The organism is Rivihabitans pingtungensis (assembly GCF_003201855.1).
Taxonomy (GTDB): Bacteria; Pseudomonadota; Gammaproteobacteria; order Burkholderiales; family Aquaspirillaceae; genus Rivihabitans; species Rivihabitans pingtungensis.
Genome location: NZ_QJKI01000008.1, coordinates 112,784 through 138,196, shown reverse-complemented (window position 1 = coordinate 138,196; position 25,413 = coordinate 112,784). Strand labels below are relative to the sequence as shown.

Annotated in this window: 25 protein-coding genes and 3 tRNA genes; 11 read left to right on the top strand and 17 right to left on the bottom strand. The window is 61.2% G+C overall.

What is annotated here, in order from left to right:
• Positions 1 to 392 precede the first annotated feature (392 nt).
• The 4 genes from DFR34_RS08400 to DFR34_RS08385 form a co-directional block, all read right to left on the bottom strand.
• Entirely contained in the window at positions 393 to 803 is a 411-nt protein-coding gene (locus DFR34_RS08400; RefSeq protein ID WP_110390695.1) for an acyl-CoA thioesterase, read from the bottom strand.
• A 266-nt stretch (positions 804 to 1,069) separates the two neighbouring features.
• Positions 1,070 to 1,447: a VacJ gene (locus tag DFR34_RS08395; protein ID WP_110390694.1), complete on the bottom strand. Its 378-nt coding sequence runs from the start codon at positions 1,445 to 1,447 to the stop codon at positions 1,070 to 1,072.
• A gap of 24 nt (positions 1,448 to 1,471) precedes the next feature.
• Positions 1,472 to 2,386 (bottom strand): energy transducer TonB, encoded by a 915-nt coding sequence (locus tag DFR34_RS08390; RefSeq protein WP_110390693.1) that lies wholly within the window; start codon positions 2,384 to 2,386, stop codon positions 1,472 to 1,474.
• Positions 2,387 to 2,762: 376 nt separating this feature from the next.
• Positions 2,763 to 3,257 carry a Dps family protein gene (locus DFR34_RS08385; protein ID WP_110390707.1) on the bottom strand — a complete coding sequence of 165 codons (495 nt, stop codon included), beginning with the start codon at positions 3,255 to 3,257 and terminating at the stop codon, positions 2,763 to 2,765.
• Positions 3,258 to 3,289: 32 nt separating this feature from the next.
• On the opposite strand from DFR34_RS08385, the gene DFR34_RS08380 reads away from it, so the two are divergent.
• Positions 3,290 to 3,595 (top strand): DUF167 domain-containing protein, encoded by a 306-nt coding sequence (locus DFR34_RS08380; protein WP_110390692.1) that lies wholly within the window; start codon positions 3,290 to 3,292, stop codon positions 3,593 to 3,595.
• A 446-nt stretch (positions 3,596 to 4,041) separates the two neighbouring features.
• Here the strand turns inward: DFR34_RS08380 and argJ are convergent, their stop codons facing one another.
• From argJ to speB, 3 genes are read right to left on the bottom strand one after another with little or no spacing between them, the layout of a single operon-like run.
• A complete protein-coding gene (gene argJ / locus DFR34_RS08375; RefSeq protein WP_110390691.1) occupies positions 4,042 to 5,205 on the bottom strand; it encodes a bifunctional glutamate N-acetyltransferase/amino-acid acetyltransferase ArgJ in 1,164 nt (387 codons plus the stop codon).
• 36 nt (positions 5,206 to 5,241) lie between these two features.
• Positions 5,242 to 6,750, bottom strand: a complete 1,509-nt coding sequence (locus tag DFR34_RS08370) for an asparagine synthase-related protein (RefSeq protein ID WP_110390690.1) — start codon at positions 6,748 to 6,750, stop codon at positions 5,242 to 5,244.
• Positions 6,747 to 7,613 carry an agmatinase gene (gene speB, locus DFR34_RS08365; RefSeq protein ID WP_110390689.1) on the bottom strand — a complete coding sequence of 289 codons (867 nt, stop codon included), beginning with the start codon at positions 7,611 to 7,613 and terminating at the stop codon, positions 6,747 to 6,749. Before speB ends, DFR34_RS08370 begins: the two co-directional genes overlap by 4 nt.
• A 163-nt stretch (positions 7,614 to 7,776) precedes the next feature.
• Between speB and DFR34_RS08360 the strand changes: the two genes are divergently transcribed.
• Entirely contained in the window at positions 7,777 to 8,229 is a 453-nt protein-coding gene (locus DFR34_RS08360) for a DUF6841 family protein (protein ID WP_110390688.1), read from the top strand.
• A 43-nt stretch (positions 8,230 to 8,272) separates the two neighbouring features.
• Here DFR34_RS08360 and DFR34_RS08355 read toward each other — a convergent pair whose 3' ends face one another.
• The 8 genes from DFR34_RS08355 to DFR34_RS08320 form a co-directional block, all read right to left on the bottom strand.
• Positions 8,273 to 8,926 carry an HAD family hydrolase gene (locus tag DFR34_RS08355; protein ID WP_158281772.1) on the bottom strand — a complete coding sequence of 218 codons (654 nt, stop codon included), beginning with the start codon at positions 8,924 to 8,926 and terminating at the stop codon, positions 8,273 to 8,275.
• A 2-nt stretch (positions 8,927 to 8,928) separates the two neighbouring features.
• On the bottom strand, positions 8,929 to 9,756 hold the full coding sequence (locus DFR34_RS08350; protein ID WP_110390686.1) for an alpha/beta fold hydrolase: 828 nt from the start codon (positions 9,754 to 9,756) through the stop codon (positions 8,929 to 8,931).
• Between the two features lie 208 nt (positions 9,757 to 9,964).
• Complete coding sequence (locus tag DFR34_RS08345) at positions 9,965 to 11,572, bottom strand: FAD-dependent monooxygenase (RefSeq protein ID WP_158281771.1); 1,608 nt, start codon at positions 11,570 to 11,572, stop codon at positions 9,965 to 9,967.
• Positions 11,573 to 11,576: 4 nt separating this feature from the next.
• On the bottom strand, positions 11,577 to 12,311 hold the full coding sequence (locus tag DFR34_RS08340; RefSeq protein ID WP_158281770.1) for an AfsA-related hotdog domain-containing protein: 735 nt from the start codon (positions 12,309 to 12,311) through the stop codon (positions 11,577 to 11,579).
• Positions 12,312 to 12,353: 42 nt separating this feature from the next.
• The gene (locus DFR34_RS08335) at positions 12,354 to 12,611 is read right to left on the bottom strand and encodes an acyl carrier protein (RefSeq protein ID WP_110390683.1); all 258 of its coding nucleotides are present in this window, start codon (positions 12,609 to 12,611) and stop codon (positions 12,354 to 12,356) included.
• A gap of 29 nt (positions 12,612 to 12,640) precedes the next feature.
• On the bottom strand, positions 12,641 to 14,125 hold the full coding sequence (locus tag DFR34_RS08330; RefSeq protein WP_158281769.1) for a class I adenylate-forming enzyme family protein: 1,485 nt from the start codon (positions 14,123 to 14,125) through the stop codon (positions 12,641 to 12,643).
• A 27-nt stretch (positions 14,126 to 14,152) separates the two neighbouring features.
• Entirely contained in the window at positions 14,153 to 15,865 is a 1,713-nt protein-coding gene (locus DFR34_RS08325) for a thiamine pyrophosphate-binding protein (RefSeq protein WP_110390681.1), read from the bottom strand.
• A 45-nt stretch (positions 15,866 to 15,910) separates the two neighbouring features.
• A complete protein-coding gene (locus tag DFR34_RS08320) occupies positions 15,911 to 17,221 on the bottom strand; it encodes a condensation domain-containing protein (RefSeq protein ID WP_110390680.1) in 1,311 nt (436 codons plus the stop codon).
• A gap of 372 nt (positions 17,222 to 17,593) precedes the next feature.
• On the opposite strand from DFR34_RS08320, the gene DFR34_RS08315 reads away from it, so the two are divergent.
• From DFR34_RS08315 to DFR34_RS08305, 3 genes are all read left to right on the top strand, one after another.
• Entirely contained in the window at positions 17,594 to 18,604 is a 1,011-nt protein-coding gene (locus DFR34_RS08315) for an aldo/keto reductase (RefSeq protein ID WP_110390679.1), read from the top strand.
• A gap of 109 nt (positions 18,605 to 18,713) precedes the next feature.
• Positions 18,714 to 19,280, top strand: coding sequence for a DNA-binding response regulator (locus DFR34_RS08310; RefSeq protein WP_110390678.1), 567 nt, complete (start codon positions 18,714 to 18,716; stop codon positions 19,278 to 19,280).
• Positions 19,281 to 19,354: 74 nt separating this feature from the next.
• Positions 19,355 to 19,906, top strand: coding sequence for a response regulator transcription factor (locus DFR34_RS08305; protein WP_110390706.1), 552 nt, complete (start codon positions 19,355 to 19,357; stop codon positions 19,904 to 19,906).
• A 17-nt stretch (positions 19,907 to 19,923) separates the two neighbouring features.
• Here DFR34_RS08305 and DFR34_RS08300 read toward each other — a convergent pair whose 3' ends face one another.
• Positions 19,924 to 20,361 carry an FxsA family protein gene (locus tag DFR34_RS08300; protein ID WP_110390677.1) on the bottom strand — a complete coding sequence of 146 codons (438 nt, stop codon included), beginning with the start codon at positions 20,359 to 20,361 and terminating at the stop codon, positions 19,924 to 19,926.
• 20 nt (positions 20,362 to 20,381) lie between these two features.
• Here DFR34_RS08300 and cutA point away from each other — a divergent pair, with 20 nt between their 5' ends.
• From cutA to DFR34_RS08270, 6 genes are all read left to right on the top strand, one after another.
• Positions 20,382 to 20,726, top strand: coding sequence for a divalent-cation tolerance protein CutA (cutA, locus tag DFR34_RS08295; RefSeq protein WP_110390676.1), 345 nt, complete (start codon positions 20,382 to 20,384; stop codon positions 20,724 to 20,726).
• Positions 20,726 to 22,447, top strand: coding sequence for a protein-disulfide reductase DsbD (gene dsbD, locus DFR34_RS08290; protein ID WP_110390675.1), 1,722 nt, complete (start codon positions 20,726 to 20,728; stop codon positions 22,445 to 22,447). The genes cutA and dsbD overlap by 1 nt, the downstream gene beginning before the upstream one ends.
• A 146-nt stretch (positions 22,448 to 22,593) precedes the next feature.
• Positions 22,594 to 23,496, top strand: a complete 903-nt coding sequence (locus DFR34_RS17105) for a DMT family transporter (RefSeq protein WP_158281768.1) — start codon at positions 22,594 to 22,596, stop codon at positions 23,494 to 23,496.
• Positions 23,497 to 23,673: 177 nt separating this feature from the next.
• Positions 23,674 to 23,748, top strand: a tRNA-Lys gene (locus DFR34_RS08280).
• A gap of 36 nt (positions 23,749 to 23,784) precedes the next feature.
• A tRNA-Lys gene (locus DFR34_RS08275) sits at positions 23,785 to 23,860 on the top strand.
• Positions 23,861 to 23,970: 110 nt separating this feature from the next.
• Positions 23,971 to 24,045 (top strand) — tRNA-Thr (locus tag DFR34_RS08270).
• 162 nt (positions 24,046 to 24,207) lie between these two features.
• Here DFR34_RS08270 and DFR34_RS08265 read toward each other — a convergent pair.
• Positions 24,208 to 25,407: a glycosyltransferase family 4 protein gene (locus DFR34_RS08265; protein ID WP_110390674.1), complete on the bottom strand. Its 1,200-nt coding sequence runs from the start codon at positions 25,405 to 25,407 to the stop codon at positions 24,208 to 24,210.
• Positions 25,408 to 25,413: the final 6 nt, after the last annotated feature.

Genomic DNA, 25,413 nt, shown 5'->3' with positions numbered 1-25,413 from the left:
CGCTTCCGGCGTTTGGCCAGAGCTTACGAGAAGCTGCCGCAGACGCTGGCTGGATTACATTACGTGGCGTTTGCCATGTTGATGCTGCCGCACCTTCCTGATGTTGTTGGGATGGTTCAGAACATGCTCTAGAGGATTATGGTGACAGAGAACAGGCACCAAAAACAAAACTTAAAGACAGCAAAAAACAATAGCATTTTTTTGACGAGAAAGCCATGTCATCGAATGTGATCATAGCTACTGCTCATCATAAATGCGACACATGTACCCTGGCCATATCAGCATGCTCACAAAACCTTGCGTCACCGCCCTGGCTTGGCGAGCCACAATAAACAGCAAATTCATACGCAATATCAGCGGAGTTTTGTGAGCAGCGCACACCAGTCGATGGGTCAGGTAGTGGGCTCCAACATCGCCTCCAGCATCTTGCGCGCGTCGCCGTCGATGACGATGGCTTTGTTTTGCTTCTCGTCGAACAGCACAAACGTGATATCGGCTTCCGACACCACCGTGCTCATATCGTCCAGGGTGATGCGCTGGTGGATCACCGCGCTGCGGTTGGACAGCGATTTCACCCCGGTGTGCACCACCAGCTGCTCGTTCATGAAGGCCGGGCGGCGGTAGTTGATGTTGATATTGACCACGACAAAGGCCAAGCCGGATTCGGTGAACCATTCCAGGCCGTGGGTGGCTTCAAAGTAGGCCCAGCGCGCTTCTTCCAGAAACTCCAGATAGCGGGCGTTGTTGACGTGGCCGTAGAGGTCCAGGTGATAGCCGCGAACCTTGATCGGGGTGTGATGCATGGGGGGAGGCTCCAGAAAATAAACCGGCGAATGATGTTAAGAGCCGCTCACCAAACCCTCCTGGCGTTGTTGCGCGGCCTGGCCGTACTGCTTGCACTGTCTGCGCGCGCCTGGTCAGGATCGCTTCGCTGGGTTTTGTGAGCGACTCGGCGAATGATGTCAAAACAGGCGGGCCACGGCCCGCCTGTCATGAAGATAGCGCGATGCGGGGAGTTTAAACAAGTGTTTGCTTATGCTCCCGGCTTTTATGCTCCCTACCCCGTCAATCAGTCTTCGTCCTGGCTCAAATCCAGCTCGGCAAACTGCTCGCGCTCCAGCGGCTCTTCCACCAGGTCGGTCAGCACCGAGTGGATTTCCACGTCAAACCATTGCTGGAACAGATTGGGGGTGAGCTTTTCCGGCCACAGGGTGTCATCGTCGCACCAGTCGGCCAGTTCGGCTTCAAACAGGCCGCGCCAGCGGGTGCGGATAAAGTCGCGGGCGTCTTCAAAGTCTTCTGCCGGCGGAATCAGCAGGGCGTTGCAGTCCTGGCGCAGCGCGGTCAGCGTCAGCGCTTCGTCCTGCTCGAAGGGCAGGGCGTTGAGCCAGTCGAAAAACGGCTGCTTGGGTTTGATGATGGCGATGCTGCGGTTGACTTCATACATGGGCGGGTCTCCAAATCGGCAAGTTTATTCTGCAGCGAGCTGGTTCTCGCGGGTAAAAGTCCAGGTGCGCACAATGCGCAGATAATCGAAATCGCGCTTTAGCGCCTCAGGGAAAGACGCATACGGCGCGGCCAGTTTGACAATGCGCCGGGCGGCGTCGTCCAGCTCGGCATGGCCAGAGCTGCGATCCACGCGAATATTTTTCAGGCTGCCGTCGGCGTTGATCTCCACGCTGAGGATCAGACTGCCATAAATCCCGTTGCGGCGGGCTTCTTCCGGGTAATTCAGGTTGCCGACGCGTTCGATTTTCAGCCGCCAGTCTTCCACATAGCGGGCAAAACGGTATTCGCGGGTGCGTCCGCCAAAATCGGCGCGGCGCGGTTGCGATTGCAGCGCGCTGGTTTTTTCGGCGATTTCGCCTTCCAGCCGGGCGATCTCGCGCGCCTGGGCCAACAGGTCGGTGGGGTTCAGCCCCTTGTCCGGGTGCTGCGGGGTGTGGCGGGCAATCGCCTGCTGCGGCGCCGGCCGGCTCTTGGCGGCGGAAATCACTTCGCTTTCGCTGGGCGGCGTGGGCGCCACCGACGGGCGCGGGCTTTGCGCCACGCTGGGCCGGCTGGCTTCATGCTGCACCGAAGTGGCCGGCAGCGGCGTGCGCGCGCGCAGGCCAGGGTCGATGGTGTTGCCGGCGCCGTTCATGTTCACCTGCGCCAGCGCATCGGCTTTTTTCGGCGCCTCGCTGTGCCGGCTGTTGACCAGCACCACATCCAGCGTGCGGTCGCCCAGCCAGGCGCGCGGATCGGGCGGCACAAAGCGCACGCCAAGCACCACGGCCAAGTGCAGCAGCAGCGAAGCGCCAGCCGCCAGCAGCAGGGTGCGGGGTATGGCAGAAAAAGAAGAAAGCCGGGCAGTCATGACGGTGTGGGCAGCCAAGTCGGTCATGCTGGCAAGTGTAACACGGGGTAGGGTGGGGGTTGCTTGGTGCGTGGACGTTCAGCGCCTGCGCTGGCGCGCAGAGGCTTGATTGAGGGCGGGGCTTCGCCCCGCACCCGACCCCTTTTCTTTGTCTCGCCAAAGAAAAGGGGGAAAAGAAAGGCGACCCGGGACGCGCGCCCATCCCTTCGGGCTGGGTGCCCTGTGCTTCTCGAAAGTCAGGGCCGCCACGGAATGGCGCGTCGGCTGCGCCGCCGCTTAGCCGTGGCGGACTGCCCCCTGACTTCCTGCGATGCTCGGCGCGCTTTACGGGGGGGTAAACCGGCTAAGCGCCACCGTCTGCTGCCTCAATACGGCCGCCCTGCGCGCTAGCGCAGTCCACCCCCTACGCCAACAAACTACGCAACATCCACGCAGTCTTCTCATGCACCTGCAAACGCTGGGTCACCAAATCCGCCGTGGATTCATCCGCCGCCGCATCCGCCGGGGCCAGCAGGGTGCGCGCGGTGCGGCACACGGCTTCGTGGCCTTCCACCAGCAGCTTGATCATGTCGGTGGCAGCCGGCACGCCCACCACTTCTTCGATGCTGGTCAGTTTGGCGAATTCGCTATAGGTGCCCGGCGCCGGGTAGCCCAGGGTGCGGATGCGCTCGGCCACCATGTCCACCGCCGTCCACAGCTCGTTGTATTGCTCCTCGAACATCAGGTGCAGGGTGCGAAACTGCGGGCCGGTGACGTTCCAGTGAAAATAATGCGTGCGCAGATACAGGGTGTAGGTGTCCGCCAGCAGCCGACACAGGCCTTGGGCGATTTCTTCGCGTTCTTTTTCACCGATGCCGATATTGACGGCTTGCACCGCCGGGGTTTTGGCTTTGGCCATGGTCAGCTCCTGGATTGGGTTAAACTTGTGCAATGAACACAACAGACTGGTTGACACTGTCCGGCTCGACTGCGCGCTTGGCGCTGCATATCCAGCCGGGGGCGAAAAAAACCTCGGTGGCCGGGCCGCATGGCGATGCGCTGAAAATCCGCCTGGCCGCGCCGCCGGTGGACGGCAAGGCCAACGCCGCCTTGCTGGCGTTTCTGGCCGAACGGCTGGGCGTGCCCAACCGGGCGGTCAGCCTGCGCAGCGGCGACACCAGCCGGCGCAAGCTGGTGGAAATCCAGCCGTGCCCGCTGGATGCGGCGGCGATTCGCGCCGCGCTGGCCAGCGAGTAGCCCGGTTTGACCGCGTCAGCGTCAAGAGCCGCTCACAAAACTCAGCGAAGCGCGCCTGGCTAGGTGCGCGGCCGCAGACAGTACAAGGAGTACGGCAAGGCCGTGCAACGACGCCAGGAGGGTTTGGTGAGCGGCGCTAAGGTCAAGATTACCCCGGTGGCGCGGGCAAGGCCATGACAAAAATTTTATCGCAGTGATAGTCTGATTCAATCCGGATAGATCACCTGCGCCGTTCACAAAACCCAACACAGCGGTCCTGGCCAGACGAGCGCAGACAGAGCAGGAGGGTTCTGTGAGTGGCCCTTCACAGATCAGCTCTGACCAAATAGCTGTTGCCAGGAGCCAGAGCCTGCTCATGAAGCGCCCGCGGCCCCAGCATGAAAAACGCCGCCCGCGTCAGAAAATCCAGCGTGGCGGCGTGTGCCTGGGCAGTGTGGCAACCAGGGTCAGGTGGTGTATTCACCGTTGATCTTGACATAACCGGCAGACAAATCGCAGCCCCAGACCGTGGCCCGGCCTTCTGCCAGCCCCAGGCTGACACGGATGACAATTTCATCACGGGTCAGTACGGTCTTGAGTTCGGCCAGGGCCGCCTCGCCCAGCTGGCGGGGGTAGACTTCCATATCGCCAAACGCCACGCTGACCTTGGCCGGGTCGATATCCAGTTCGTCATCGCACTTGCCAATTGCCATCACCACACGCCCCCAGTTGGGATCGGCGCCATGGGCGGCGGTCTTGACCAGCGGCGAATTCACAATGGCCTTGGCCACCCGTTTGGCCTGACGATCATCGCGGGCGTGCTCGACCGTGACCTCCAGCATCTTGGTGGCGCCCTCGCCATCGCGGGCGATTTTTTTCACCAGTTGCAGGGAGATATCCAGCAGGGCAGCCTCGAACGCGGCCAGATCGACAGGCCCGGCCAGGCCATTGGCCAGAATCAGAGCCGTATCGCTGGTGGAGGTATCGGTATCGACACTCAGGCAGTTAAAGCTCTTGTCCATCACTCGCCGGAACACGGCATCCAGTTGCTCGCGCTCAATCGCGGCATCGGTCATGAAGAAGGTCAGCAGAGTAGCCATGTTCGGCTCGATCATGCCCACCCCCTTGGCGATCCCCAGCAGCACGGCATCACCGACCCTGGCCACTGCCAGCTTGGGCACCAGATCGGTGGTCATGATGCCGCGAGCAGCCGCAGCAAAATCGGCAGCGTGCAGATGTGTGCGCAGGCTGGCCAGATGCGGACGGATTTTTTCCATCGGATAACGTCGGCCAATCACCCCCGTGGAGGCAATCAGCACATGCTCGGGCGAGATGGCCAGCGCCTGGGCAATGCCGGCCACGATATCGCGGGCATCGCGTTCACCCTCGGCACCCGTGGCCACGTTGGCATTCTTGGAAATGGCCACAATGGCGCGATTGTTGCCGTGTGCCAGGTGCTCACGGCTCAACAGCACGCTGGGGCCGGCAAAACGGCTCTGGGTAAAGACGCCGGCCGAAACGCAAGGCGCCTCGGAATATATGCAGACAAAATCCTCGGTCTCATCCTTGATGCCGATATTGGATACGGCAGTCAGAAAACCTTTGGGTTGGGGCAGGGCATGTTCGGTCATGTGTGCTTCTTCATGTGTGATCAGGCAACAGGGGGATCAGCGCGGCATCACGCCGGCCAGCACGGCCTGACGTAGCGCCACCATGTCGATGTCGGCAGGCTCACGATCCTGTTCGAGAATTTCCCGCAGCACGGCGTGGCATAGCGCATCCTTGAGCAGACGTGTGCGATCGGCGCCACGTTCACTCAGCTGGCCGGTGAAATAATCTTCACAACCAGTGCCTTCATGAATGCCGACCTTGGGACGCCATAGGACTTCAGCATTTATTTTACCGTGGAACGCCTGGCGTAAAATGTATTTTTCTACCCCATTCTTGTGTTTCAGATACGGATCAATGGCAAAGGCCAGATCCACCACCTCGCTATCAAAGAACGGGTAGCCAATCTCCATGCCCATGGCTGCGCCCAGACATTGCGAAGCCTCGTTGGACCAGGCGGTGCTGGCATATTCGGAAGACACCAGTTCTGCTACGGTACGGGTATCGTGGCCGGCCTTGGCAAATCCGGCAAACAGCACATCCGAGCCATATCCGGAAAGCATGATATCTGCGCGGCTGCTGATTTGCTTGTGTGCCAGATGCACCGGGATCAGATATTCGATGAATGTACTGAAGCCATGTTCAACCAGGGCAATCACTTCCGGCAAGGAATGCAGGAACTGGCTTTCGTCGATCAACAGCCGGGTGACCGGCAAACCCAGCGCACGGCCCAGGGCATCGGCCTTGTCGAATTCATTGCGGGCAGTACTGCCCAGGGTAAATAGATCAAGCCGGGTAAAGTGCGCCTGGGCCAGACTGGCCACAATGCTGGAATCCAGCCCACCCGAAACCAGGCAATGGGCATGCTGGCCGGGCAAACGCTGGATCACCTGGCTCAGGGTGGCATAAATCCGGGAGGCTGCCGTGGCTTCATCCAGGATATTCACTGTACGCAGCACCGAGTAATAAGGCTGTTCGCTTGCCGAAGGCACATCGGCCAGATCAATCTGTACACAATATCCGGCGCTTACCCGCCACACATCGGCCAGGCAGGTGGCGTGACGTTGACAGCTGGCATCACGTGCCAGAATGTCGGTCAAGGGCAGAAGGGTACGCCGGGCCAACGGCAGCGCCTTGAGCTCGGTACTGGCCCACACCGTGCGGCTGACCGCATCAATGCTGTAGTACAGCGTCGGGCCGGGGGTCTTGCTGGCAAACAGCACCAGCGCGCCATCATCTAGCAAGGCGCCGGCAAACAGTCCTTCCAGCAAGGCAAACCCGTGATAGCCGTATTCCCGGTACAGGTGATGCAACCAGCCAGACCGGCCATCATCCACATGGCCCCGCTCGGCCAACAAACGACGGATGGCGTGCTCATTGGTGATCTGGCCACACAACCAGACATTGGCAGACGTGGTCGCGGCCATGGCCGCCACGGTGATGCTTTCCAGTTGGCCATGCCGGGTAGCCTGCCGGCGGATGTCGCGCATGCCGGACGCACTGAGGCGCACTGGGCGCGTGGCCAGATCAAGGCCCGCCTGATGAGTCAGCACAAACCCCTGCATCATGCCACCACCTGTTCTGTGGCCAATTGGACAAAATGCAGATGGGTAAGGCTTTCGCACAGCAGATGGGCCGCCAGCAGCACAGTAATATTGGCAACGTCATAAACTGGCGCCACCTCCACCAGATCCAGGCCGATCAGCTGAAAAGCGGACAATTGCCGCACCAGGCCCAGCATTTCCGCGCTAGTGAAACCGCCCGGCACCGGGGTGCCGGTGCCCGGTGCGAACGCGGGATCCACCGCATCAATGTCAATGGAAACAAAGTACGGCATGTCTGGCGGGCAATACTGGGCCAACTGGCAGCCCTGGCGACGAAAGTCATCCATCAGGACATAACGGATGCCATGCTGGTCGGCAAATGTCAGGCCATCATCCCGCACAAAGCCGCGCAATCCAAACTGAAAAATCGCCTCAGGTGCCACCAGGCCCTCTTCAACGATATTGCGGAATACCGCGCCATGGTGATAGGCAAAACCATCCACTTCATCGAAGGTGTCCGAGTGCGCATCAAAATGGATTACTCCGAATTGTCGGGCACCATATCTGGCTGCCATGGCCCGAATGACGGGCAAGGAAATGGAATGATCCCCCCCCAGGATCACTGGTGCATGCCCCTGTTCCAGTATATGGCGAACATGTGCTTCGATGGCATCCAGCGAGCGCAATTTGGCGTATGGCTCGATGCGCGGGCTGTTGCCCATCACGTCAGCCAGCACATAGGGGTTACGGCGCCCGCTGGCGAGAGAAAACGGCCGGATCTTGGCGGCCTCACGCAAAATGGCTTCCGGGCCCTCCTTGGCACCTTTGCGCCAATATGCCCCTTCTTCATAGGGCACGGTGATTACCCGGGGTTCGACAACGCTCATGCTCACTTCTCTTTCTGCTCAATCACGCCAGGACAGGCATGGTAGGCGGACAGACAGACGGACACCATGAGACAAAATATCCCCCTGGCAGCGGGACATCTGGCCTCATGGCGTCATCCGGCCAGACCGGCGATGCTGGTATTTTTGACGCGTGTGGCTTGCCATGACTTCACCCACTCCCTTGCACCTGCACCAGGATATCCATCGCTGGCTGACGGCATATCAGGCAGCTTTCGAACACCTTGACGCCACCGCCGTTGCGGCGTTCTGGCAAGCGCCCACACTGGCACTGGATAGTCAGGACGCCAGGGTATGCGTCGATGCGGAAGCCCTAACCACGGCATTCACCGCAGCCATTGATCAGTTGCGTCTGGCCGGCTTGCGTACAGCGCACTGGCAGCTGGATCAAGTCCGAGCGCTGGGGGAAGGGCTGGCTGACTGTGTGGTGCGCTGGTGGCTACGCGATGCGGCAGGGCAGTTGATCAAAACCTTGCACAATGTGTATGTGCTGCGCCGGACAGAACACGACTGGAAAGTGGCGGCGGTTTATTTGCTGGAGCCCGGGCAATCCATCCTGTCGATGACGCCCATCGGAGATGGAATACCAAGCCCCTGAGCCATGCTCACACCGCGCTACATCGCGGCGGCCGTGGCAATACTTACAGAACCGGCCAGCCCTGCTGGCGCGCATGCTGCAGCAGGGCTGCACATGTGCCGGCCACGGCATGGGGCTGACCCAACAAGGATAGATAAGGCACATCGGAAATATCATCGCCAAAACCACTGCACCCGGCAGGATCGGCCTGGTGCGTCTGCAAGAATTTGCGCACTGCCTGGGCTTTGCCCTCGCCAATCATGGGCAGGCCATCCAGCTCACCGGTATAACACCCCTCACTCACCCGCAAAGGGGCACACAAGCAGGTGTGTATGCCAATCCTGGCGCCCACGGCCTGCGCCACTTCACGAAATGACCCGGTCACCATAACGCCGCTGACGCCCTGCTGACGCAGAGCCTGCCAGGCGGCCAGCGTGCCGGCATGAAAAAACCCGGGTTGCGCCATACGGCAGAGCAACCATTGTTCGGCCTGCTCGCGGGCCAGGGCCAGCGGCAAGCCAGCAAAATGCCGCTGATAAAACCAGGCATTCTGGTGAGCCCTGGATACCCCTGAAGCACGCCATTGCGCCAGTTGCTGCATGGTGGCCGCCCATTGATCACGCTCACTGACGCTGGCCATCCGCCAGGCCTGAAAAGACAGCAGGCTGGTGTCGCGAATCAAGGTGCCATCCAGATCAAAAAAGGCATAACGCGGCATGCTCATGCTCCCGGAGCAAAACGCTCGGCCAGATAGGCCGCCACCAGATCGGCACTGGCGGCCGGGGCATCCAGCTGCAAGGCATGGCCTGCGCCAGCCAGTTGCACCGGCCCACCACGCCACCATATGTCGGCCGGCACTGCGGATGCGGCGCCCTGTCGCAAAAAGCGGTCGGCACTGCCACACAGCCCCGCCACAGGCCATGGCGCCCGGGCCAGACAGCTACGCTCATCACGCATGGCGCCCTGCTGGAGACTGGCGAGTAAGGCGGGACGAAAGGCAGGGTCGGTGCGCAAAATCAGCGGGAGCAAACTTTGCCATGTCCCGGCTGCGGGGTCGGCCACAAAACATCCGGCCAGCTGGCGGGCTTCGTCTGATGTCAAGGCTCCGGTAAACAGCAGCCCACCGGAGGGATCGGGTAAAAACGCCTCGCTCAGAGTATCAAGTGATAATGGCGGGGCCGATAACAACACCAGGCCGCAGGCACCGGCAAAGCAATCCAATGTTTCCAGCAAGGCATGGCCACCCAGGCTTTGCCCCAGCAGTGCATAGTGATGCAGCCCAAGTGCGGCGACCACTTCCACGGCAACCTCGCCCAGCCGGGCAATGGTGTAATCCTGCGCCGGGTCAGCCGCCGGCGTTGAGGCACCATGGCCGGGAAAACTCATGGCAATCAGCCGATACCGGGCCCCCAGCGGCCCGGCCAGCCAGTCAGAAAACACCTCTGCCGCCGCAGAGTTGCCATGGCACAGCAAGACGGCGGGCCCGGTGCCCATGGATTCCAGAATTTCAATCTGGCCACAGGACAGCGACAACATGGATGTGCGCATGCACCCTCCTTGCACAAAACAGCGCCAGATAGTGCCAGAGGCGATATCCGGCAGGCACGATCACCCCGGCGCGCTGTCCGGAAGTCGTGAAAGCCGCTCACAAAACCTTCCTGCGTTGCTGCGCGGCCGTGTCATACGGCTTTGTGCTGTCTGCTGTCGCAGACAGCACCAAACATCAGGAAGATCGTATGGACGGTGTGACGTCGGCTTACCCAGCCCCCACCGGCGCTTGCGCCGGCACCAGCCAGTCGGCCAGCCAGTCGCTCAGCGCGTCCAGTTGTCGATGCTCGCCGGCAAAAGCAATCACCCCGTCCGGGCGCCACAGTTGCAACTGCCCGAATGGCACTGGCACAGGTACCGATGCCGGCCAGGGAGCGGCAAAGACACCGCTTGCGACAGGCATGGCCGCTGGCGACCCCAGATACACCACCCGCAATTGCGTGGGATAGCGTTGTGCCAGCGTACTCAGCCCGGGCAGATCCGCATCCGCACCGGCTCCGACCATCAGCCACAAGGCATCCGATGGCGGGTGCTGTCCATGGCTCGCCAGCCAGGCCACCACATCCAGCATCGGCAAGGCAAAGCCGCCGGCCAGAGGATTTTGCTTCGGCACGAGCATGCCTTGCGAGTAGTGTTGTGCCAGCCCGGAATACTGGCGTGGCAGTTGTGTGCGCCAGACAGCGCGGTTACCCATCTTGGGCAACAGCGGGGCCAGTGGTGTCAGATCGGTATTCAGGCGGGCAATCAGCCGGGTGGCAAGATCCGTGGCATCCCCATTGGCCCGCACAGCTTCCAGACGTTCCGGCTCATAGCTGTCCAGCAAAGCGGCCAGGGCCTGGCCACGCAGGCACAGTGACAATTTCCAGGCCAGATTGAATGCATCCTGCATGCCGGCGTTCATGCCCGTACCGCCAATCGGGCTGACCAGATGCGCAGCATCGCCAGCAATAAAGCAGCGCCCTTGCCGCAAATACCCGGCCACCCGCCCGTAAAATGGGGCACGGGACAGCCAACTGGACGCACTACGGAAGATGTCACGACCCAGCAACCGGGTCACCGGTTCACGTACCATGGCATCCACCAAGGGCTGCTCCGCAGGCACATCACCGTCGTATTTGACTACCACACGCCAGCATCGCCCATGCAAGGGGATCAGGATGAAAAAATCCTGCGGATGCACATGGTAATACACCTGCCCCGGCTCACCCGGCCAGTCCAGTTCAAAATCGCCGAGTACGAAATGCATGGGATAACCATGCCCATCCATGGTGGCACCAAGATGCTCGCGCACCAGGCTGTGCTTGCCATCACAGCCCACCACACAGGAAAAATGCTCGCGCCGGGTCTCGCCATCCATGCCGCGCAAACTGGCCCATACCCCATTGTCGGAAGATGCCAGGCCCACCAGCTCGGTTTGCCAGCGTGGCTGACCGCCCCCCAGCATGGTCAGGGCGGCCTCCAGCTGTTGCTCGGTATCCGGCTGGGGCTGGGAAATCAGCGAACGGATCGGAAAATCCAGATGGCGAAAATCAATGGCACTGAATGCGCGGCCCTGCCAGAGCAGATTCAGACGCTCCAGCCGGCAGCCATGGGGGCCGGGCTGCATCGGGGTGCCCAGCAGGGTAAACAGAAACTGACAGGCAATATTCACCGCCAGGCCCTTGCTTTCATGCGAGGCATGGGCCTTGCGGTCAATCAGGACATGAGGCACACCATGGCGGGCCAGCGCGCAAGCCAGGGTCAGCCCGGTGGGGCCAGCCCCGACAATCAGCACTGGCTCGGCAGACGCCAGGGAAACAGGACGAGGATCATTCATGACATTACACCAGGGCAGCGTTGTCGGGATGGGAGGCCAACAGGGTGTCAACCAAAGCCCTGGCCTTGCGCTTTTCAATGCTTTCCAGCGCAGCCTGCTTGTACAGTTGCACATCAAACTGCATGCGGCATACTTCGACATCGGCCTGCTGGAAAACCACCCTCAAGGCAGCCTGCACATGCTTGTTGCTGGCCTCACCCCAGGGTTGAATGATCACCCGCAGGTGAGTAGGCACCGGAAAGGCATAACTGGCAAAGCTGGCGGTGAGTTTGTCCAGCACGATGCCCCATTTGCCAGCCACGGCGGGATATTGTCGCTCGATGGATGCAATCACCGCCTGGCGGCCGGCCTCCATCAGCAGCATGGCGCTGACATGCTGACCCGTGACGTGATCACACAGACGGTCGTCCGCATCATCCAGAATAAGGTGGTAGTCATAGCTCAATTCGCCCGGTGCTCCCGCCTCGGCAATCAGCACATGGGCCCGCCGGGTTTTGTGGGTCAACCACAGCGGAGCCGGGTCACCTTGGGTGGCCAGCCCATCCAACACCACCTCCGGCGGCAACAATGCCAGCAACTGCGCCCGCGCCGATTCGGCAATACCCTGCCCGATGATCACCCGCCCTGGCATCTCGGGCGGCACCTCGGCAAACAGTCGCAAAGCCTGGGAAATGCCCAGCACACCCTCATGCCGGGAAAATGTATCGTAGGCATCGCCCACTATCAGATAACAGCTCATGCTCATCTCCACCATGGCTGGCCGGGGCAGCCAGCCATGCGTTCAAATGCGTTGCGCCACAAAGTCCACCATGTCGGCTACCGTGATCACCTGGCCATATGCCTCGACATCGGCCCCGATATCCAGTCCAAAGGCTTCTTCCAGATACAGGCCCAGGGTGAGAAATCCGATCGAATCCAGGCCCAGATCCTGTTCAAGCCGGTCGTCCGGAGAGACTGGGGCATCCAGCGGGCGCGATGTCGATTGGTGCAGCAAAGGCAATAGCCGGGCATAAATTTCGGCGGAATTCAAAACATTCATGTGAGGGTCTCGTGGCAGAGGGATATGGCTCAGCCCAGGCAGGTAAACAACTGGGCCTTGAGTACCTTGCCCAAGGGGCTCTTGGGCAAGGCATCGATGATGTGCACCACCCGGGGGCGCTTGTAGCCGGACAACGCCTCAGCGCAATACTGAAAGACATCGCGCGGCTCCAGATGCGGCTGGCCAGGCTGGCGCACGATAAACGCCACCACATCCTCACCCGCGGCACCACGCTGCCCCACTACCGCCGCCTCCTTGATGGCAGGATGGGCCAGCAGGGTGTTTTCCACCTCCGCAGGCGACACCTTGTTGCCACCCACGTTGATGAATTGGGACAGCCGCCCGCACATCACAAAGCTGCCATCGGCGGCACGGCGCACCACATCCTTGGTGTGCAACCAGCCATCACGAAACATCTCCCGCGCCTCTTCGGGGTTGTCCAGATAGCCACGTGCCATGGAAGCGCAACGCACCAGCAACTCGCCCGGCTGATCCACGGCACATTCCTGGCCCGATTCATCCACCACCCGGCAGACCATATTGGCCGTGGGCCAGCCCAGCGACATCGGGTTGTTGCCGTGCTTGTTGAAGGTAATCAGGCCGATTTCCGTCAGGCCATACACCTGATTGAGATTACGCCCGAAGGTGTCATGAAAGGCGCGGGCGGTCACCTCGGGCAGCGGGGCGCTGCCACTGATCAGATAGCGCACACTGTCCAGCCGCACCCGCTCTGCCGGCACGGCCAGCCAGAGCTGATACATATAGGGTAAAGAGCCAAACACGGTCACCTGCCAGTCAGCCAGCATGCGCAGGATGCGACCGGGGGTCAGCCCGGCCAGGCGGGGCAGATGCACCACCGCCCCCGCCAGCAAGCCGGCCAGGGTGTGCACATACATGCCGTAGCAATGGCTCAGTGTCAGCGTGCACAAAAAAACATCCTTGTCGCTGATATCCAGCGTGATGTTCCAGTTGTTGACCTTGTGGAAAATATTGTCCCGGCTCAGGATGATGCCTTTGGGTTTGCCAGTGGAACCGGAGGAATACTGCACCACCAGATCGCCGGCTTGTGCCGGTGTGGCATGGCAGCGCAGTGGGTCCAGCCAGAGCGTCACCGCCGGCTCATCTGGCCCGGACAAGGACAGCACCTGCCAGTCGGATCGCGCCTGCATGGCTTGGGATAATGGCGAACCCTCATCCAGCAACAGACAGGCACCAGGCTGAAAATCAGCCAGCAACACATCTACTTCCGGCAAAGACAAGCGGCTGTCGATCGGAGCCAGGCATGCCCCCATGCGGGCAATGGCCAGATAGGCAATGACAAACTCGATTTCGTTGACGCCATCCAGCGCAATATGCGCACCTGCGCGCAGGCCCGCCTCGCTGAGCGCCTGGGCCAGACGTTCACTGGCTTCACGCAATTGGCCGTAACTGATCTGGCGATGCTCCTGGATCAGCGCCGGCTTGTCGCCATGGCGCAAGGCCATGGCGTCAAAATGTGCAATCAATGTGCTCATGCAAGCTTTCCCCATGCAGCCGGTCAATCAGAATGACTCACGGAATGAATCCCGATCGCGGTATTCCATCGGCACTTCGATCACCAGCGGCTGACGCCGGTCATGCGAACGGATGGCGGCTTCCAACGCCTCCATGCTGTCAGCACGCACCCCACGACAACCATTGGCCTGGGCCAGCTTGACGAAGTCCACCGAGCCCAGCCGGACCACTTTGGGGTTATGGGTTTTGTTATTACGCTTCTGGTACAGCTCGATCAGCTCAAAAGCCCCATTGTTCATGACAATCACAATGGCCGGCAGTTGATAGCGTACAAGCGTCTCCAGATCGCCACTGCCTGAATGAAAGCCGCCATCGCCGCACACCAGAAAGGTTTGTCGGTCGGGGCAGGCAATTTGCGCAGCAATGGCGCTGGGCAAGCCAGAACCAAAGCTGGACAGCCCTGCATCGGTAAAAAAGCGCCCGGATGCGGGAGGATCACTGAACAAGATCGCGTGGTGACGGTAATAGCCGATATCGGTACACAAAATGCCGTCCCCCAGATTCCGATTAACCGTATCCAGCACCTGGATGGGAGTCAGACGGCCATTGACGGTGCGCTGCCCGTCAATGATTGAGCGGTATACGGACTTGAGCGTGTCCATCGGCCGCGATGGCTTGCGATCCACCCCGCGCTCGGTCAAGTCATAGAGAATCAACGGCAGATTGCCCACTGCACTGACATCAGGAGAAAACTTGGCGTGAATTTCCGTGATGGCGTGACTGCTGATGGCCACAACCTGCTTGGGCTCACCGTATGCCCACATTTTTGGCAGCAGATCATCCACATACTGATAGCCGACACACAGCAGCAAATCCACCGGGGTATACATGTCGGCCAGTGCGTGATAGCCCATGATGCCTTCCATGTATGGACTGGCCGCACCGTAATTCAGTGGATCGGCAAATGGCGCAATCCCTTTGGCGTTGGCGGCAGTGACAAACGGAATATTCCAGGCCCGGCAAAAATCCAGCACGGCTTTTTCTGCGCCAATGCGTACCGTGCCTTCGCCAATCAGGCACACCGGTTGGCGAGCCTGCTTGAGCATATGGTGGATTTGCGCCAGCGTCTGTTCATCTGGCGGGCCTTCTTCGCACAGAATCCGTTGCGGCAATTCACGTGACAAATCGTGACTGACGCGAATGGGTTGTTTGAAAAAATCAGTGGGAATCGCCAGATGCACCGGCCCGACCGGCTCGGTCACGGCAAGACGAAAGGCGCGATCAATAGCCCAAGGTAAATCCTGCGGGCTTTTCAGCTCATACGACCATTTGCACAACGGTGCCATGACTGCAGCTTGATCCACACACTGGTGGGTCAGGTTGTAATAATTGTCGTCACTTTCCAGCTGGGCCGAGATCAGAATCAGCGGTGAATGGTTCAACATCGCCGAGGCCATGGCCGTGGTCATGTTGGTGGCACCCGGCCCCATGGTGGAAAAGCACACTTGTGGCTTGCGGGTGAGTCGGCCAGTAAAATCGGCAGCAATCCCGGCAGTGAATTCAACCCGGGTGGTCACATACTCCAGGTCTTCGACTTCATTGAACAGAATCCCGGCATTTTCTCGCCCAGGCACCCCAAACACACGTTTGATTCCACGACGCCGAATTTCCTTCAGTAATACCTCGGCAAATTTAAGCGTGGTTTCAGCGTGCCCTGCTTGAATGGGCGCAGCATCTGCTGCCATTACAGTATCAGTCATGGAGTGTCATCCAGATAAAGTTGCGTACCAATAAACTCATGCCCATCACCCACCAGTCGCCGGACAAGACGACACGATATCCATAAAACGGGACATGACTCGATCCACCCAATCTGCACTTTGCAGCGGGACGGTATGATTGAAAGTCAGAAACAAGGATTCATTCAGACGCACGCCATGCACGGCCAGCGCCAAATTACCCAGCGAGCGATTCACACTGGGATAAAAATGACGGATGCGCAAATCACCATATGCCGATTGCAAGCGGGATTCGCCAAAAGTCAAGCCAAGGTCACTGACAAAATGTGTCAGATGGCGCAGCGGCATCAGCGCCTCACGCAACTGCGCAACATCCACCGAAACCGGCACACGGGTCTGACGCATGACCGCCCGGGCCAGCGCATGCTGATGCTCACGCGCCAGACTGCCCACCTCCTGCCCAGATACCCGGTGCACAGTAGGCAGGACCGTCATACAACAGCCCACATCGTGCTCATCGATCTGTGCGGCACACAGCCGCCGCAAGGAAAACGTGGTGTACAAGGCCCATTGCTCACGCCCCGGAGTGTGCGCATCCACGGCCAGCAACAGCGCGGCAGACAACACAGAATTCAATGTGACGTCCTGCCTGGCTGCCCAGTCCATCAGTCTGGCCAATTGCCCGGCATCTACATGCATGGTCGCCAGCGCCGTGCGTCTGGCCTGCAAGGGCATGGTGGCAAGGTGTGGCAAGGGCGGCAGCACTGGCAGCTGGGCCTGCTGCTCACGCTGCCAGCCCACAAACTCGGACCAAGTCATCTGCATCTTGGTAGGCAGTACGGTTTCGGCCGCTGGTGGCACGCTGCGCGGCCGGGCATCCTGAGGTGGGCACGCCGGATGCGTGCAGTAGGTCAGTACACGATGCAAAAAAGTATCCGCCGCCGTTCCATCCATCAGGGCATGGTGCAAGCACAGCAAGAGATCGTGGCATGGCGGCTGGCCCGGTGTGACCTGGGTAGGGGTAAGTACCACCAGGCGCCACAGCTGGCGTGCCGCATCCAGCGGCTGATCGTTCAACCGGGCCAGCACCTTGCGCCAGTCATCATCCTGCTCACGCGCCACCACCGTGACCGGCAAGGCACCAGACGCCCCATCCACAAAACAAGGCTGCCCGTCACATTCGGCAATCACGGTGCGCATGATTGGAAAGTCATATACCGCACGTTGTAATGCCTGGTGCAGGTGTTGAATATTCAATTCACCTTCCAAGCGCACGGCCAACGCACCTTGCGTTGAGCCATGAAACATGGATTGCATCAAATGCATTCTGGCTTCCATATAGCCAAGTTGACGATGAATCAATTTGTTCACCTTCATTTCTCAACGCCGATTAACGGGCAATACCCAGGCAAAAACATGGCCAAGCATCCTTTCGCACAGAAAATATGAATGCCCATATTAAAGTCCGAACACAAGATGGCCCATGAGGCGATTTGCCCGGAGGCAATATGTCCCTACGGCAGGATCACACCCGGGTATTCAATAGAGCACTGGCAAAAGTTTATATGGATACAGGTGGGGCATAATGTCCCACTGGCTTATCATCCCCGGAGGGTTGTTGTAGCATGTCCAACGTATATTGATGACAATAGAATTGTCAGACACGCTACGTAAAAATACTTAACCCCGTGATGCCGGCCGCTTAACACAAGACAATCGCGCAGCGATGCATACCATGGAAAAATAGAAATGAATGATTTGACTGCCCGGCTTGGGCGTAAACAGCCACCAAGAATTGGTTTGGGCTGCATGGGAATGAGCGAGTTTTATGGCGCATCGGATGACGACGTGTCATTACGGGCGCTGGCCATGTCATATGAAATCGGTTATAGGCATTATGATACGGCCGACATGTATGGCCAAGGGCATAATGAAACCTTGCTGGGCAAGTTTTTGGCACAACATGGCCCATCTGCCCGGGACAACATGGTACTGGCATCCAAGTTTGGCATTGTGCGGGATCCGGCCAACAAGTATCACATCACCGCCAATGGCCGCAGTGACTATGTGCGTGAATGCTGCCATGCCTCATTGCGTCGCCTGGGGGTGGAACATATCGACCTGTATTACCTGCATCGACGTGACCCCGACTGCCCGCTGGAAGAAACGCTGGGCGCCCTGTCGCGCCTGAAGGAAGAAGGCAAGATTGGCGCCATTGGCCTGTGCGAAGTGTCGCTGGATACCCTGCGCACCGCCCATGCCATGGTAAAAGTGGATGCCCTGCAAAGTGAATATTCGCTCTGGAGCCGCGACATCGAACACGACATCCTGCCGGCCTGCGCCAGCATGGGCATTGCCGTGGTGGCATTCAGCCCATTAGGGCGCGGTTTCCTGACGGCCAGAATCGATGACAAATTCATGAGCCAGGCAGACCCAGCGCAAGACTTGCGCACCCGCCTGCCCCGCTTTCAGCCAGAAAACCTTGAGCACAACCTGGCGTTGGTACGGCAGTTAACCGAACTGAGCACCCCCCTGGGCATCACATCGGCACAACTGGCCCTGGCCTGGCTGCTGCACAAAGCGCCCCATCTGCATGTGATCCCAGGTAGCCGTACTTCGCAATACCTGCTGGAAAACCAGGCCGCAGCCACGCTCAACATTGACGCTGGCCTGTTTGCCCAACTGGATACCCTGTTTGCCCCGCAGGCGATTGCCGGGCAGCGCTATCCAGGGCAAATCCTCAGGCAATCCAATCAATAAACACCACAAGACAGGAGATCGCCCGACGCCCGCTACCCAGCCGGGCGAGCAGCGCCATGTCTGCTTGCTTACCCAGTCATGAAGCCAAGCACCAGAAGGACAGTCAGCGATGAACACCCCCACCCATATGGTCTCCCCGCCCTGCCGGGTGCTGTTACTGGATAAAAGCCCCTGGGGGGCACGCATGCGCGACAGCCTGCTGGCCGCGGGCGCACAGGTAGAGAAAGTCAACGATGTGACAGGGGCACTGAATGCATGCCGGCGCGTCAACTTCACCGCCTGCATCATCGATTTTGTGCTGGACGGGCACACAGCACAGGACACCATAGCAGCGATCCACCAACTTCAGCCCGGAGCACGCATCATTGCCGTCAGCAACCATGCCCAGGTCAGCCATGCCTCCGCGGCCCTGCATGCCGGGGCTTACGACTATCTGCCCAAACCCGCACCACCTGCCCTGGTGCTGCATGCGCTGGGGCTGAATGCCCACACGGTATCGTCTGGCGCACAACTGACACTGGCCAGCATGAAAAAAATGCTGATTGAAGACATCTTGCTGGAATCGGGCTCCATTTCAGCGGCAGCCCGGGCCCTCGGTATCGAGCGCAGCTCATTTCGCCGCATGGTGTCGCGCTACGTTGGCACCACAGCATCCACAAGCAAAAAAACCTGCTAGACACCGCCCCTTCCACCACCGGAACCCTGCTGCCGGCTGTGGTGCAGTGGGGAGCCCTCTCTCATACGATAGTCATGGAGCATTTGATTTCCCCTCGACACGACACCCATGTCGTCATCGCCAACCCATTTCGCCACCCCGCCGAGATACTGGCCCGGGAATTTACCCACCGGGGCTATGTTCCACACCTGTGCGCCAACGGCAAATCCCTGCTGGCACAGGTGCGCGTGCTCAGGCCGGCACTGGTGGTAAGTGAGCTACGCCTGCACGATGGTCCCAATCTGAAGGGTTTAAGCAAGATTCGCCAGGAATTTCCCGAAGTGCATATCGTAGTGGTCACTGGGCACAGTTCAATCGCCACCATGGTCGCTTGTCACCGCATTGGCATCCATGGTTATCTGCCACGGGGCAGCTCGGCCGAACACATCCTGTCCAGCCTCAAACCCTCCCTGCCACCGCCGGTGCACCCACAACCCGGGCAAGCCAGTCATTTCAACCGGTTGTGCTGGGAATACATCAACCGGATAGTAGAATACGCCGGATCGATTTCGCAGGCGGCAGACCTTCTGGGGCTGGATCGACGCTCATTGCGTCGCATGCTGAGCAGCTTTGCCCCACATGAATGACAACCCAACACCTGGGCTCAATCCTGCCCCGGCAGGCGTTTTTTTGGATCATCCACCCGGCTGAATTCGCCCTCAATCACCGAATCATTCGCCGCGCGCGGGCCTTCGCCCGGCGCACTCTGGCCAGCGCCCAGTTGCGGGCCGCGCAGCGGCAACAGCAGAATCAAGGCGATGATGTCGCTGATGACGCCAGGGAAGATCAACAACACCCCGGCCAGCAAAAAGCGCAGCGGCCACAGCATTTGATACAGCGACATCTGCCCGCCCTGGTTCAGCGCGCCCCAGGCGGTCAGCAGCAGGCCCAGGCGCTGGTTGCGCAAAATCCACATGCCCACCAGCGCGCTGGCCACCAGCCACAGCAAGGTGGCCAGACCGCCAATGCGGCCGGCCAGCAACACCAGCCCGATCAGTTCGATGACGGGAAATGCCAGTACAATCCAAGCAAACCTGCGCATGAAAGCCTCTTGAAAACCAAATGTCTGAAAAAATCGTCCTGCTCTTGTGCAACGCGCCCACGGCCTGCGCCGCCGACCTGGCGCGCGCGGTGGTCGGCGAACGGCTGGCCGCCTGTGTGAACCTGTTGCCCGAGGTGCAGTCTGTCTACCACTGGCAAGGCCAGCTGGAAGAGGCGCGGGAAACCCCGTTGCTATGCAAGACCACCGCCTCGGCGGCGCCGGCCTTGATGGCGCGGCTGGCGCAACTGCATCCGTATGATGTGCCGGAGATTCTCAGCTGGCCGATCGCCGATGGTTTGCCATCCTATCTGAGTTGGGTGGCGGGTGAGGTCATTTCAAGCCCCTGTGAACGGAAAACCGTGTGATGTCCGTGTTTTTTTCTGTATGGCGCGGCTGGCTGGCGCTGCTCGCCGCCTGCCTGGCGCTGGCGGCGACGCCGGCCCTGGCGCTCGACCCCAAAGACCTGTTGCCGCCCGAACAGGCGTTTCAGGTGGAGGCGCAGCGCGTCGGCCCGGCCTTGCGACTGAATATCCGCATTGCCGACGGCTACTACCTGTACCGCAACAAGCTGGCGCTGGCCAGCGCGCCGGCCGGGCTGACTGCGCCGCCGGCCTGGCCGCTGGGCAAGCGCAAGCACGACCCGTATTTTGGCGAAACCGAAATCTACCGGGGCGTGTTCAGTGTGGACGTGCCGCTGGTCGGACCGTGGCCGGATCAAGGCCGTTTGCAACTGAGCCTGCAAGGCTGCGCCGACGCCGGCATTTGCTACCCGCCCGAGCAGCGCACGCTGACGCCGGACAGCCGCCCGGCCAGCAGCTGGCTGCAAGGCGGCCCGCCGCCCGCCGGGCAAGACACGGCCCTGGATCGCCTGAGCCTGCCAGCCCTGCTGGCTTCTTTTTTTGTCGCCGGGCTGGGCATGGCGCTGACCGCCTGCATGTATCCAATGCTGCCGATTATCTCGGCGATTGTCGCCGGCCAGGGCGCGCGGCTCACCCGCATGCGCGGGCTGACGCTGGCGTTTGCCTATGTGCAGGGGCTGGCGTTCAGCTATGTGCTGGTGGGCGTGGCCGCCGGGCTGACTGGCAGCCTGCTGACCGTGTGGCTGCAACAGCCGGTGGTGATTTTGTCCGCCGCCGCGCTGATGGTGGTGTTTGCCCTGGCGATGTTTGACGTGATCGCCATCCAGCTGCCGTCGGCCTGGCAATCGCGCCTGAACGACGCCTCCGGGCGGCTGGGCGGCGGCCGGCTGGCGTCGGTGTTCGCCATGGGTGCGTTGTCGGCGCTGATTATCGGCCCGTGCGTGGCGCCGCCGCTGGCGGTGGCGCTGGGCTATATCGGCGCCAGCGGCGACGCCTGGCTGGGCGGCGCAGCGCTGTATGCGCTGGCCATGGGCCTGGGCGCGCCGCTGCTGGTGGTGGGCGCGCTGGGCGGCGCGGTGCTGCCGCGCGCCGGGGCGTGGATGAACCGGGTCAAGGCAGTGTTTGGCGTGGTGATGCTGGCGCTGGCGGTGTATCTGGCCGCGCCCTTTTTGCCCGGCTGGCTGCCGCTGGTGTTGTGGGCGGCGATTGCCCTGGGCAGCGCGCTGGCGCTGTGGCGGCTGGGCGGCGCGCCGGCGCGCGGGCTGGCGCTGGCCGCCGCCGCGCTGGGCCTGGCCTGGCTGGGCGGCGCCGCCACCGGCGCCACCCAGCCGCTGCGGCCATGGGCCGGGTTAAGCGGCGCGGCGCATGCCGAGTTTCCGCCGTTCAGCCGCATTGCCGACAGCGCCGAGCTGGACGCCCGGCTGGCCGCCAGCCAGCAGCTGGTGTTGCTGGATTTCTACGCCGACTGGTGCGTGGCCTGCAAGGAAATGGAAGCCGAAACTTTCCCCGACCCGGCCGTCAGCGCCCAGTTGCAGCGCTTTGTGCGCTTGCAGGCCGACGTCACCGCCAACCGGCCGGAACACCAGGCCCTGCTCAAGCGCTTTGGCCTGTTTGGCCCGCCCGGCATCATCGTGCTGACGCCAGATGGCCGCGAGCTGCATCGCGTGGTAGGCTTTACCCCACCTGCCGATTTTGCCCGCCAACTGGCGGCCTTGCCGTCGCCATAAGCGCAACTGACAAACCGCTGCGCGGCGGCGCGGCGGCGCAGCGTTCCAGCCCCGATATTCACCCGGCGCGCGTCCCCCCACGCGCAGCCTGACGCACCGCCCACTGGCCAGCGGCCCGGCGGTGCGCCGTGTTTTTGAGCACCCTCATGTTTGCCGGAATCCTGTTTGCCGTCACCGCCTGCCTGGTGTGGGGCCTGGGCTTTGCCGCCCCGCTGTTTGCCCCGGAATTCACCCCCGCCCAACTCAGCGCCGCGCGCTTTATCGTGTTTGGCGGTTTTTCTGCCGCGCTGTGCCTGCGCTGGCGACCGCCGCCACTGCGCCATCCGCTGTGGCGGCAGGCGGTGCTGGGCAGCGTCAGCGGCAATTTGCTGTATTACCTGTGCCTGGTGGGCGGCATCCGCCTGATCGGCGTGCCGCTGCCCACGCTGATTGTTGGCATGCTGCCGGTCACCCTGGCGCTGGCGGCCAATCTGCGCGGCGGCGAGCTGCGCTGGGCGCGGCTGTGGCCCTCGCTGGCGCTGATTGGCGCCGGCCTGTTGGCGGTGAACGCCGACGCGCTGGCGCGGCTGCCGGCCAATGGCCTGGGTGATTTTGCCCTGGGCGTGGGCCTGGCGCTGATGGCGCTGGCTTTCTGGACCTGGTTTGGCCTGATGAACGCCCGCCTGCTGCGCGCCGGCGCGCTCAGCGCCAGCGTCTGGAGCGCCATGCTCGGCGCGGCGGTGCTGCCGTTTGCCTTGGCGCTGGCCGCGTGGGCATTCAGCCAGCCCTGGCCGCAGGTCAGCGCCGACGCCTGGCTGCGTCTGGCCGCCGTGGCGTTGGTTACCGGCGTGATTGGCGGCTGGTGGGCGTCCTGGCTGTGGAGCCAGGCCAGCGTGCGCCTGCCGGTCACCCTGGCCGGCCAGCTGATTGTGGTGGAAACCCTGGCCGGCATCGCCTACGGCCAGCTTTACACCTGGCAATGGCCGGATTGGCCGCTGCTGCTGGGCGGCGCCTTGATGGTGGCGGGGGTGGTGTGGGCTTTGTCCGCCGCCCGAGGCGGCGGACATTAAGCGCCGCTCACAAAACTCCCAGGCGTTGTTGTGCGACTTTGCCGTAGAACTCGCACTGTCTGCGGCCACACGCCAGGCCAGCATCACAGCGCTGAGTTTTGCGCACGGCGCTAAAAAAATTTCACAAACCTATTGACGCGAGTCAGCAACATTCAGTACAGTATGCACCTCTCGAGTGGGTCGTTAGCTCAGCGGTAGAGCAGCGGACTTTTAATCCGTTGGTCGAAGGTTCAAATCCCTCACGACCCACCAGAGACAAAACTTCTGTGTTATACTGAAGTTTCAAGTGGGTTGTTAGCTCAGTTGGTAGAGCAGCGGACTCTTAATCCGTAGGTCGAAAGTTCGAGCCTTTCACAACCCACCACCCCAATTCTGCAAAAGGGCCACGGCCAAAACCTTGGTCCTTTTGTTTTGCCAGCGTTATGGCAAATGCTTTGGACGGAGCCGTTCCAAGTAATTTGGAATGACCCCAAAGCCCATGTAGCTCAGGGGTAGAGCACTCCCTTGGTAAGGGAGAGGTCGGCAGTTCAATTCTGCCCATGGGCACCAATCTTAAAAAACCCTGTCAGCTTGCGCTGACAGGGTTTTTTATTGCGTGCAGATGTCAGCGAAGGGCAAGCGCCAGCGCTGGGCCGTGGCAGAAAAACCACATCGGGATAAACCGCGCCGGCCTCACCGCTGGCGTGCCGTCACCACACGCCAGCCCTCCCGCTACAAGGCCTTTGGCTGAATCGGCTTGAACCCGGTCACCCCGGACTTCACCTCGCCCTGCAAACCCGACCAGCGCGACACCACCAGCGCCGCCATGCGCTGACGGAACACGCCAATGGCAAAGCGCTCGGCGTTTTGCCGGCACGCCGCCGGGGTGATGCGCGCCGCGTGCTGCTCAAACTGCCGCACCGCCTCGCGCAGCGCCTCGACGGTTTGTTCTTCAAACAACACCCCGGTCGGCGGGTTTTGCTGCAAGCCGCGCACCGTCTCGGCCGCGCCGCCGCGCCCGTAGGCAATCACCGGCGTGCCGCAAGCCTGCGCCTCGACCGGGGCGATGCCAAAATCCTCCTGCGCGGCAAACACAAAGGCGCGGGCGCGCTGCACATGCTCGCGCATCGCCTCAAACGGCAAATGCCCCAAAATCTGCACATTGCTGCCGGCCTTGGCGCGCACCTTGGCCATCTCCGGCCCGTCGCCAATCACGATCAACTGCTTGTCCGGCATGCCGGCAAACGCCTCGACAATCAAATCCACCCGCTTATACGGCACCATGCGCGACACCGTCACATAAGCCTGGCCGCGCGCCGCCGCCGACGGGATAAAGGCGCTCAGGTCCACTGGCGGATAAATCACCTCGGCCTCGCGCCGATACGCCTTGCGCACCCGCCGGGCGATAAACGCCGAATTGGCGACAAACTGATCCACCCCATTGGCGGTGCGCACATCCCACAGCCGCAGCCGGTGCAATAGCCAGCGCGTCAGCAGGCTTTTCAGCCCGCGCGCCATGCCCGCTTCGCGCAGGTATTCGTGCTGCATGTCCCAGGCGTAGCGCAGCGGCGAATGCACATAGCTGACATGCAGCTGATCCGGCCCGGTCAGCACCCCCTTGGCCACCGCATGGCTGCTGGAAATCACAATGTCAAAACCGCTCAAATCCAGCTGCTCGACCGCCAGCGGCATCAAGGGCAGATACTGACGAAACAGCCGCCGCGCCAGCGGCAGGCGCTGGATAAAGGTGGTGTGCACCGGCTTGCCCTGCAAAAACCCGCGCGACGCCTCCGGCACAAAATCCACCACGGCAAACACCTCGGCCTGCGGGAAGGTCAGCAGCAACTGCTCCAGCACCCGCTCGGCGCCGGCGTAGTCCTGCAACCAGTCAACAACAATGGCAATGCGCGGGGCGGGCGGCGTGGGGTGCATGGCGGG

Coding starts and splice junctions, on each gene's coding strand:
- DFR34_RS08400 (WP_110390695.1), bottom strand. CDS start 803: ATGCATCACACCCCGATCAAGGTTCGCGGCTATCACCTGGACCTCTAC.
- DFR34_RS08395 (WP_110390694.1), bottom strand. CDS start 1,447: ATGTATGAAGTCAACCGCAGCATCGCCATCATCAAACCCAAGCAGCCG.
- DFR34_RS08390 (WP_110390693.1), bottom strand. CDS start 2,386: ATGACCGACTTGGCTGCCCACACCGTCATGACTGCCCGGCTTTCTTCT.
- DFR34_RS08385 (WP_110390707.1), bottom strand. CDS start 3,257: ATGGCCAAAGCCAAAACCCCGGCGGTGCAAGCCGTCAATATCGGCATC.
- DFR34_RS08380 (WP_110390692.1), top strand. CDS start 3,290: ATGAACACAACAGACTGGTTGACACTGTCCGGCTCGACTGCGCGCTTG.
- argJ (WP_110390691.1), bottom strand. CDS start 5,205: ATGACCGAACATGCCCTGCCCCAACCCAAAGGTTTTCTGACTGCCGTA.
- DFR34_RS08370 (WP_110390690.1), bottom strand. CDS start 6,750: ATGATGCAGGGGTTTGTGCTGACTCATCAGGCGGGCCTTGATCTGGCC.
- speB (WP_110390689.1), bottom strand. CDS start 7,613: ATGAGCGTTGTCGAACCCCGGGTAATCACCGTGCCCTATGAAGAAGGG.
- DFR34_RS08360 (WP_110390688.1), top strand. CDS start 7,777: ATGACTTCACCCACTCCCTTGCACCTGCACCAGGATATCCATCGCTGG.
- DFR34_RS08355 (WP_158281772.1), bottom strand. CDS start 8,926: ATGCCGCGTTATGCCTTTTTTGATCTGGATGGCACCTTGATTCGCGAC.
- DFR34_RS08350 (WP_110390686.1), bottom strand. CDS start 9,756: ATGCGCACATCCATGTTGTCGCTGTCCTGTGGCCAGATTGAAATTCTG.
- DFR34_RS08345 (WP_158281771.1), bottom strand. CDS start 11,572: ATGAATGATCCTCGTCCTGTTTCCCTGGCGTCTGCCGAGCCAGTGCTG.
- DFR34_RS08340 (WP_158281770.1), bottom strand. CDS start 12,311: ATGAGCTGTTATCTGATAGTGGGCGATGCCTACGATACATTTTCCCGG.
- DFR34_RS08335 (WP_110390683.1), bottom strand. CDS start 12,611: ATGAATGTTTTGAATTCCGCCGAAATTTATGCCCGGCTATTGCCTTTG.
- DFR34_RS08330 (WP_158281769.1), bottom strand. CDS start 14,125: ATGAGCACATTGATTGCACATTTTGACGCCATGGCCTTGCGCCATGGC.
- DFR34_RS08325 (WP_110390681.1), bottom strand. CDS start 15,865: ATGACTGATACTGTAATGGCAGCAGATGCTGCGCCCATTCAAGCAGGG.
- DFR34_RS08320 (WP_110390680.1), bottom strand. CDS start 17,221: ATGAAGGTGAACAAATTGATTCATCGTCAACTTGGCTATATGGAAGCC.
- DFR34_RS08315 (WP_110390679.1), top strand. CDS start 17,594: ATGAATGATTTGACTGCCCGGCTTGGGCGTAAACAGCCACCAAGAATT.
- DFR34_RS08310 (WP_110390678.1), top strand. CDS start 18,714: ATGAACACCCCCACCCATATGGTCTCCCCGCCCTGCCGGGTGCTGTTA.
- DFR34_RS08305 (WP_110390706.1), top strand. CDS start 19,355: ATGGAGCATTTGATTTCCCCTCGACACGACACCCATGTCGTCATCGCC.
- DFR34_RS08300 (WP_110390677.1), bottom strand. CDS start 20,361: ATGCGCAGGTTTGCTTGGATTGTACTGGCATTTCCCGTCATCGAACTG.
- cutA (WP_110390676.1), top strand. CDS start 20,382: ATGTCTGAAAAAATCGTCCTGCTCTTGTGCAACGCGCCCACGGCCTGC.
- dsbD (WP_110390675.1), top strand. CDS start 20,726: ATGTCCGTGTTTTTTTCTGTATGGCGCGGCTGGCTGGCGCTGCTCGCC.
- DFR34_RS17105 (WP_158281768.1), top strand. CDS start 22,594: ATGTTTGCCGGAATCCTGTTTGCCGTCACCGCCTGCCTGGTGTGGGGC.
- DFR34_RS08265 (WP_110390674.1), bottom strand. CDS start 25,407: ATGCACCCCACGCCGCCCGCCCCGCGCATTGCCATTGTTGTTGACTGG.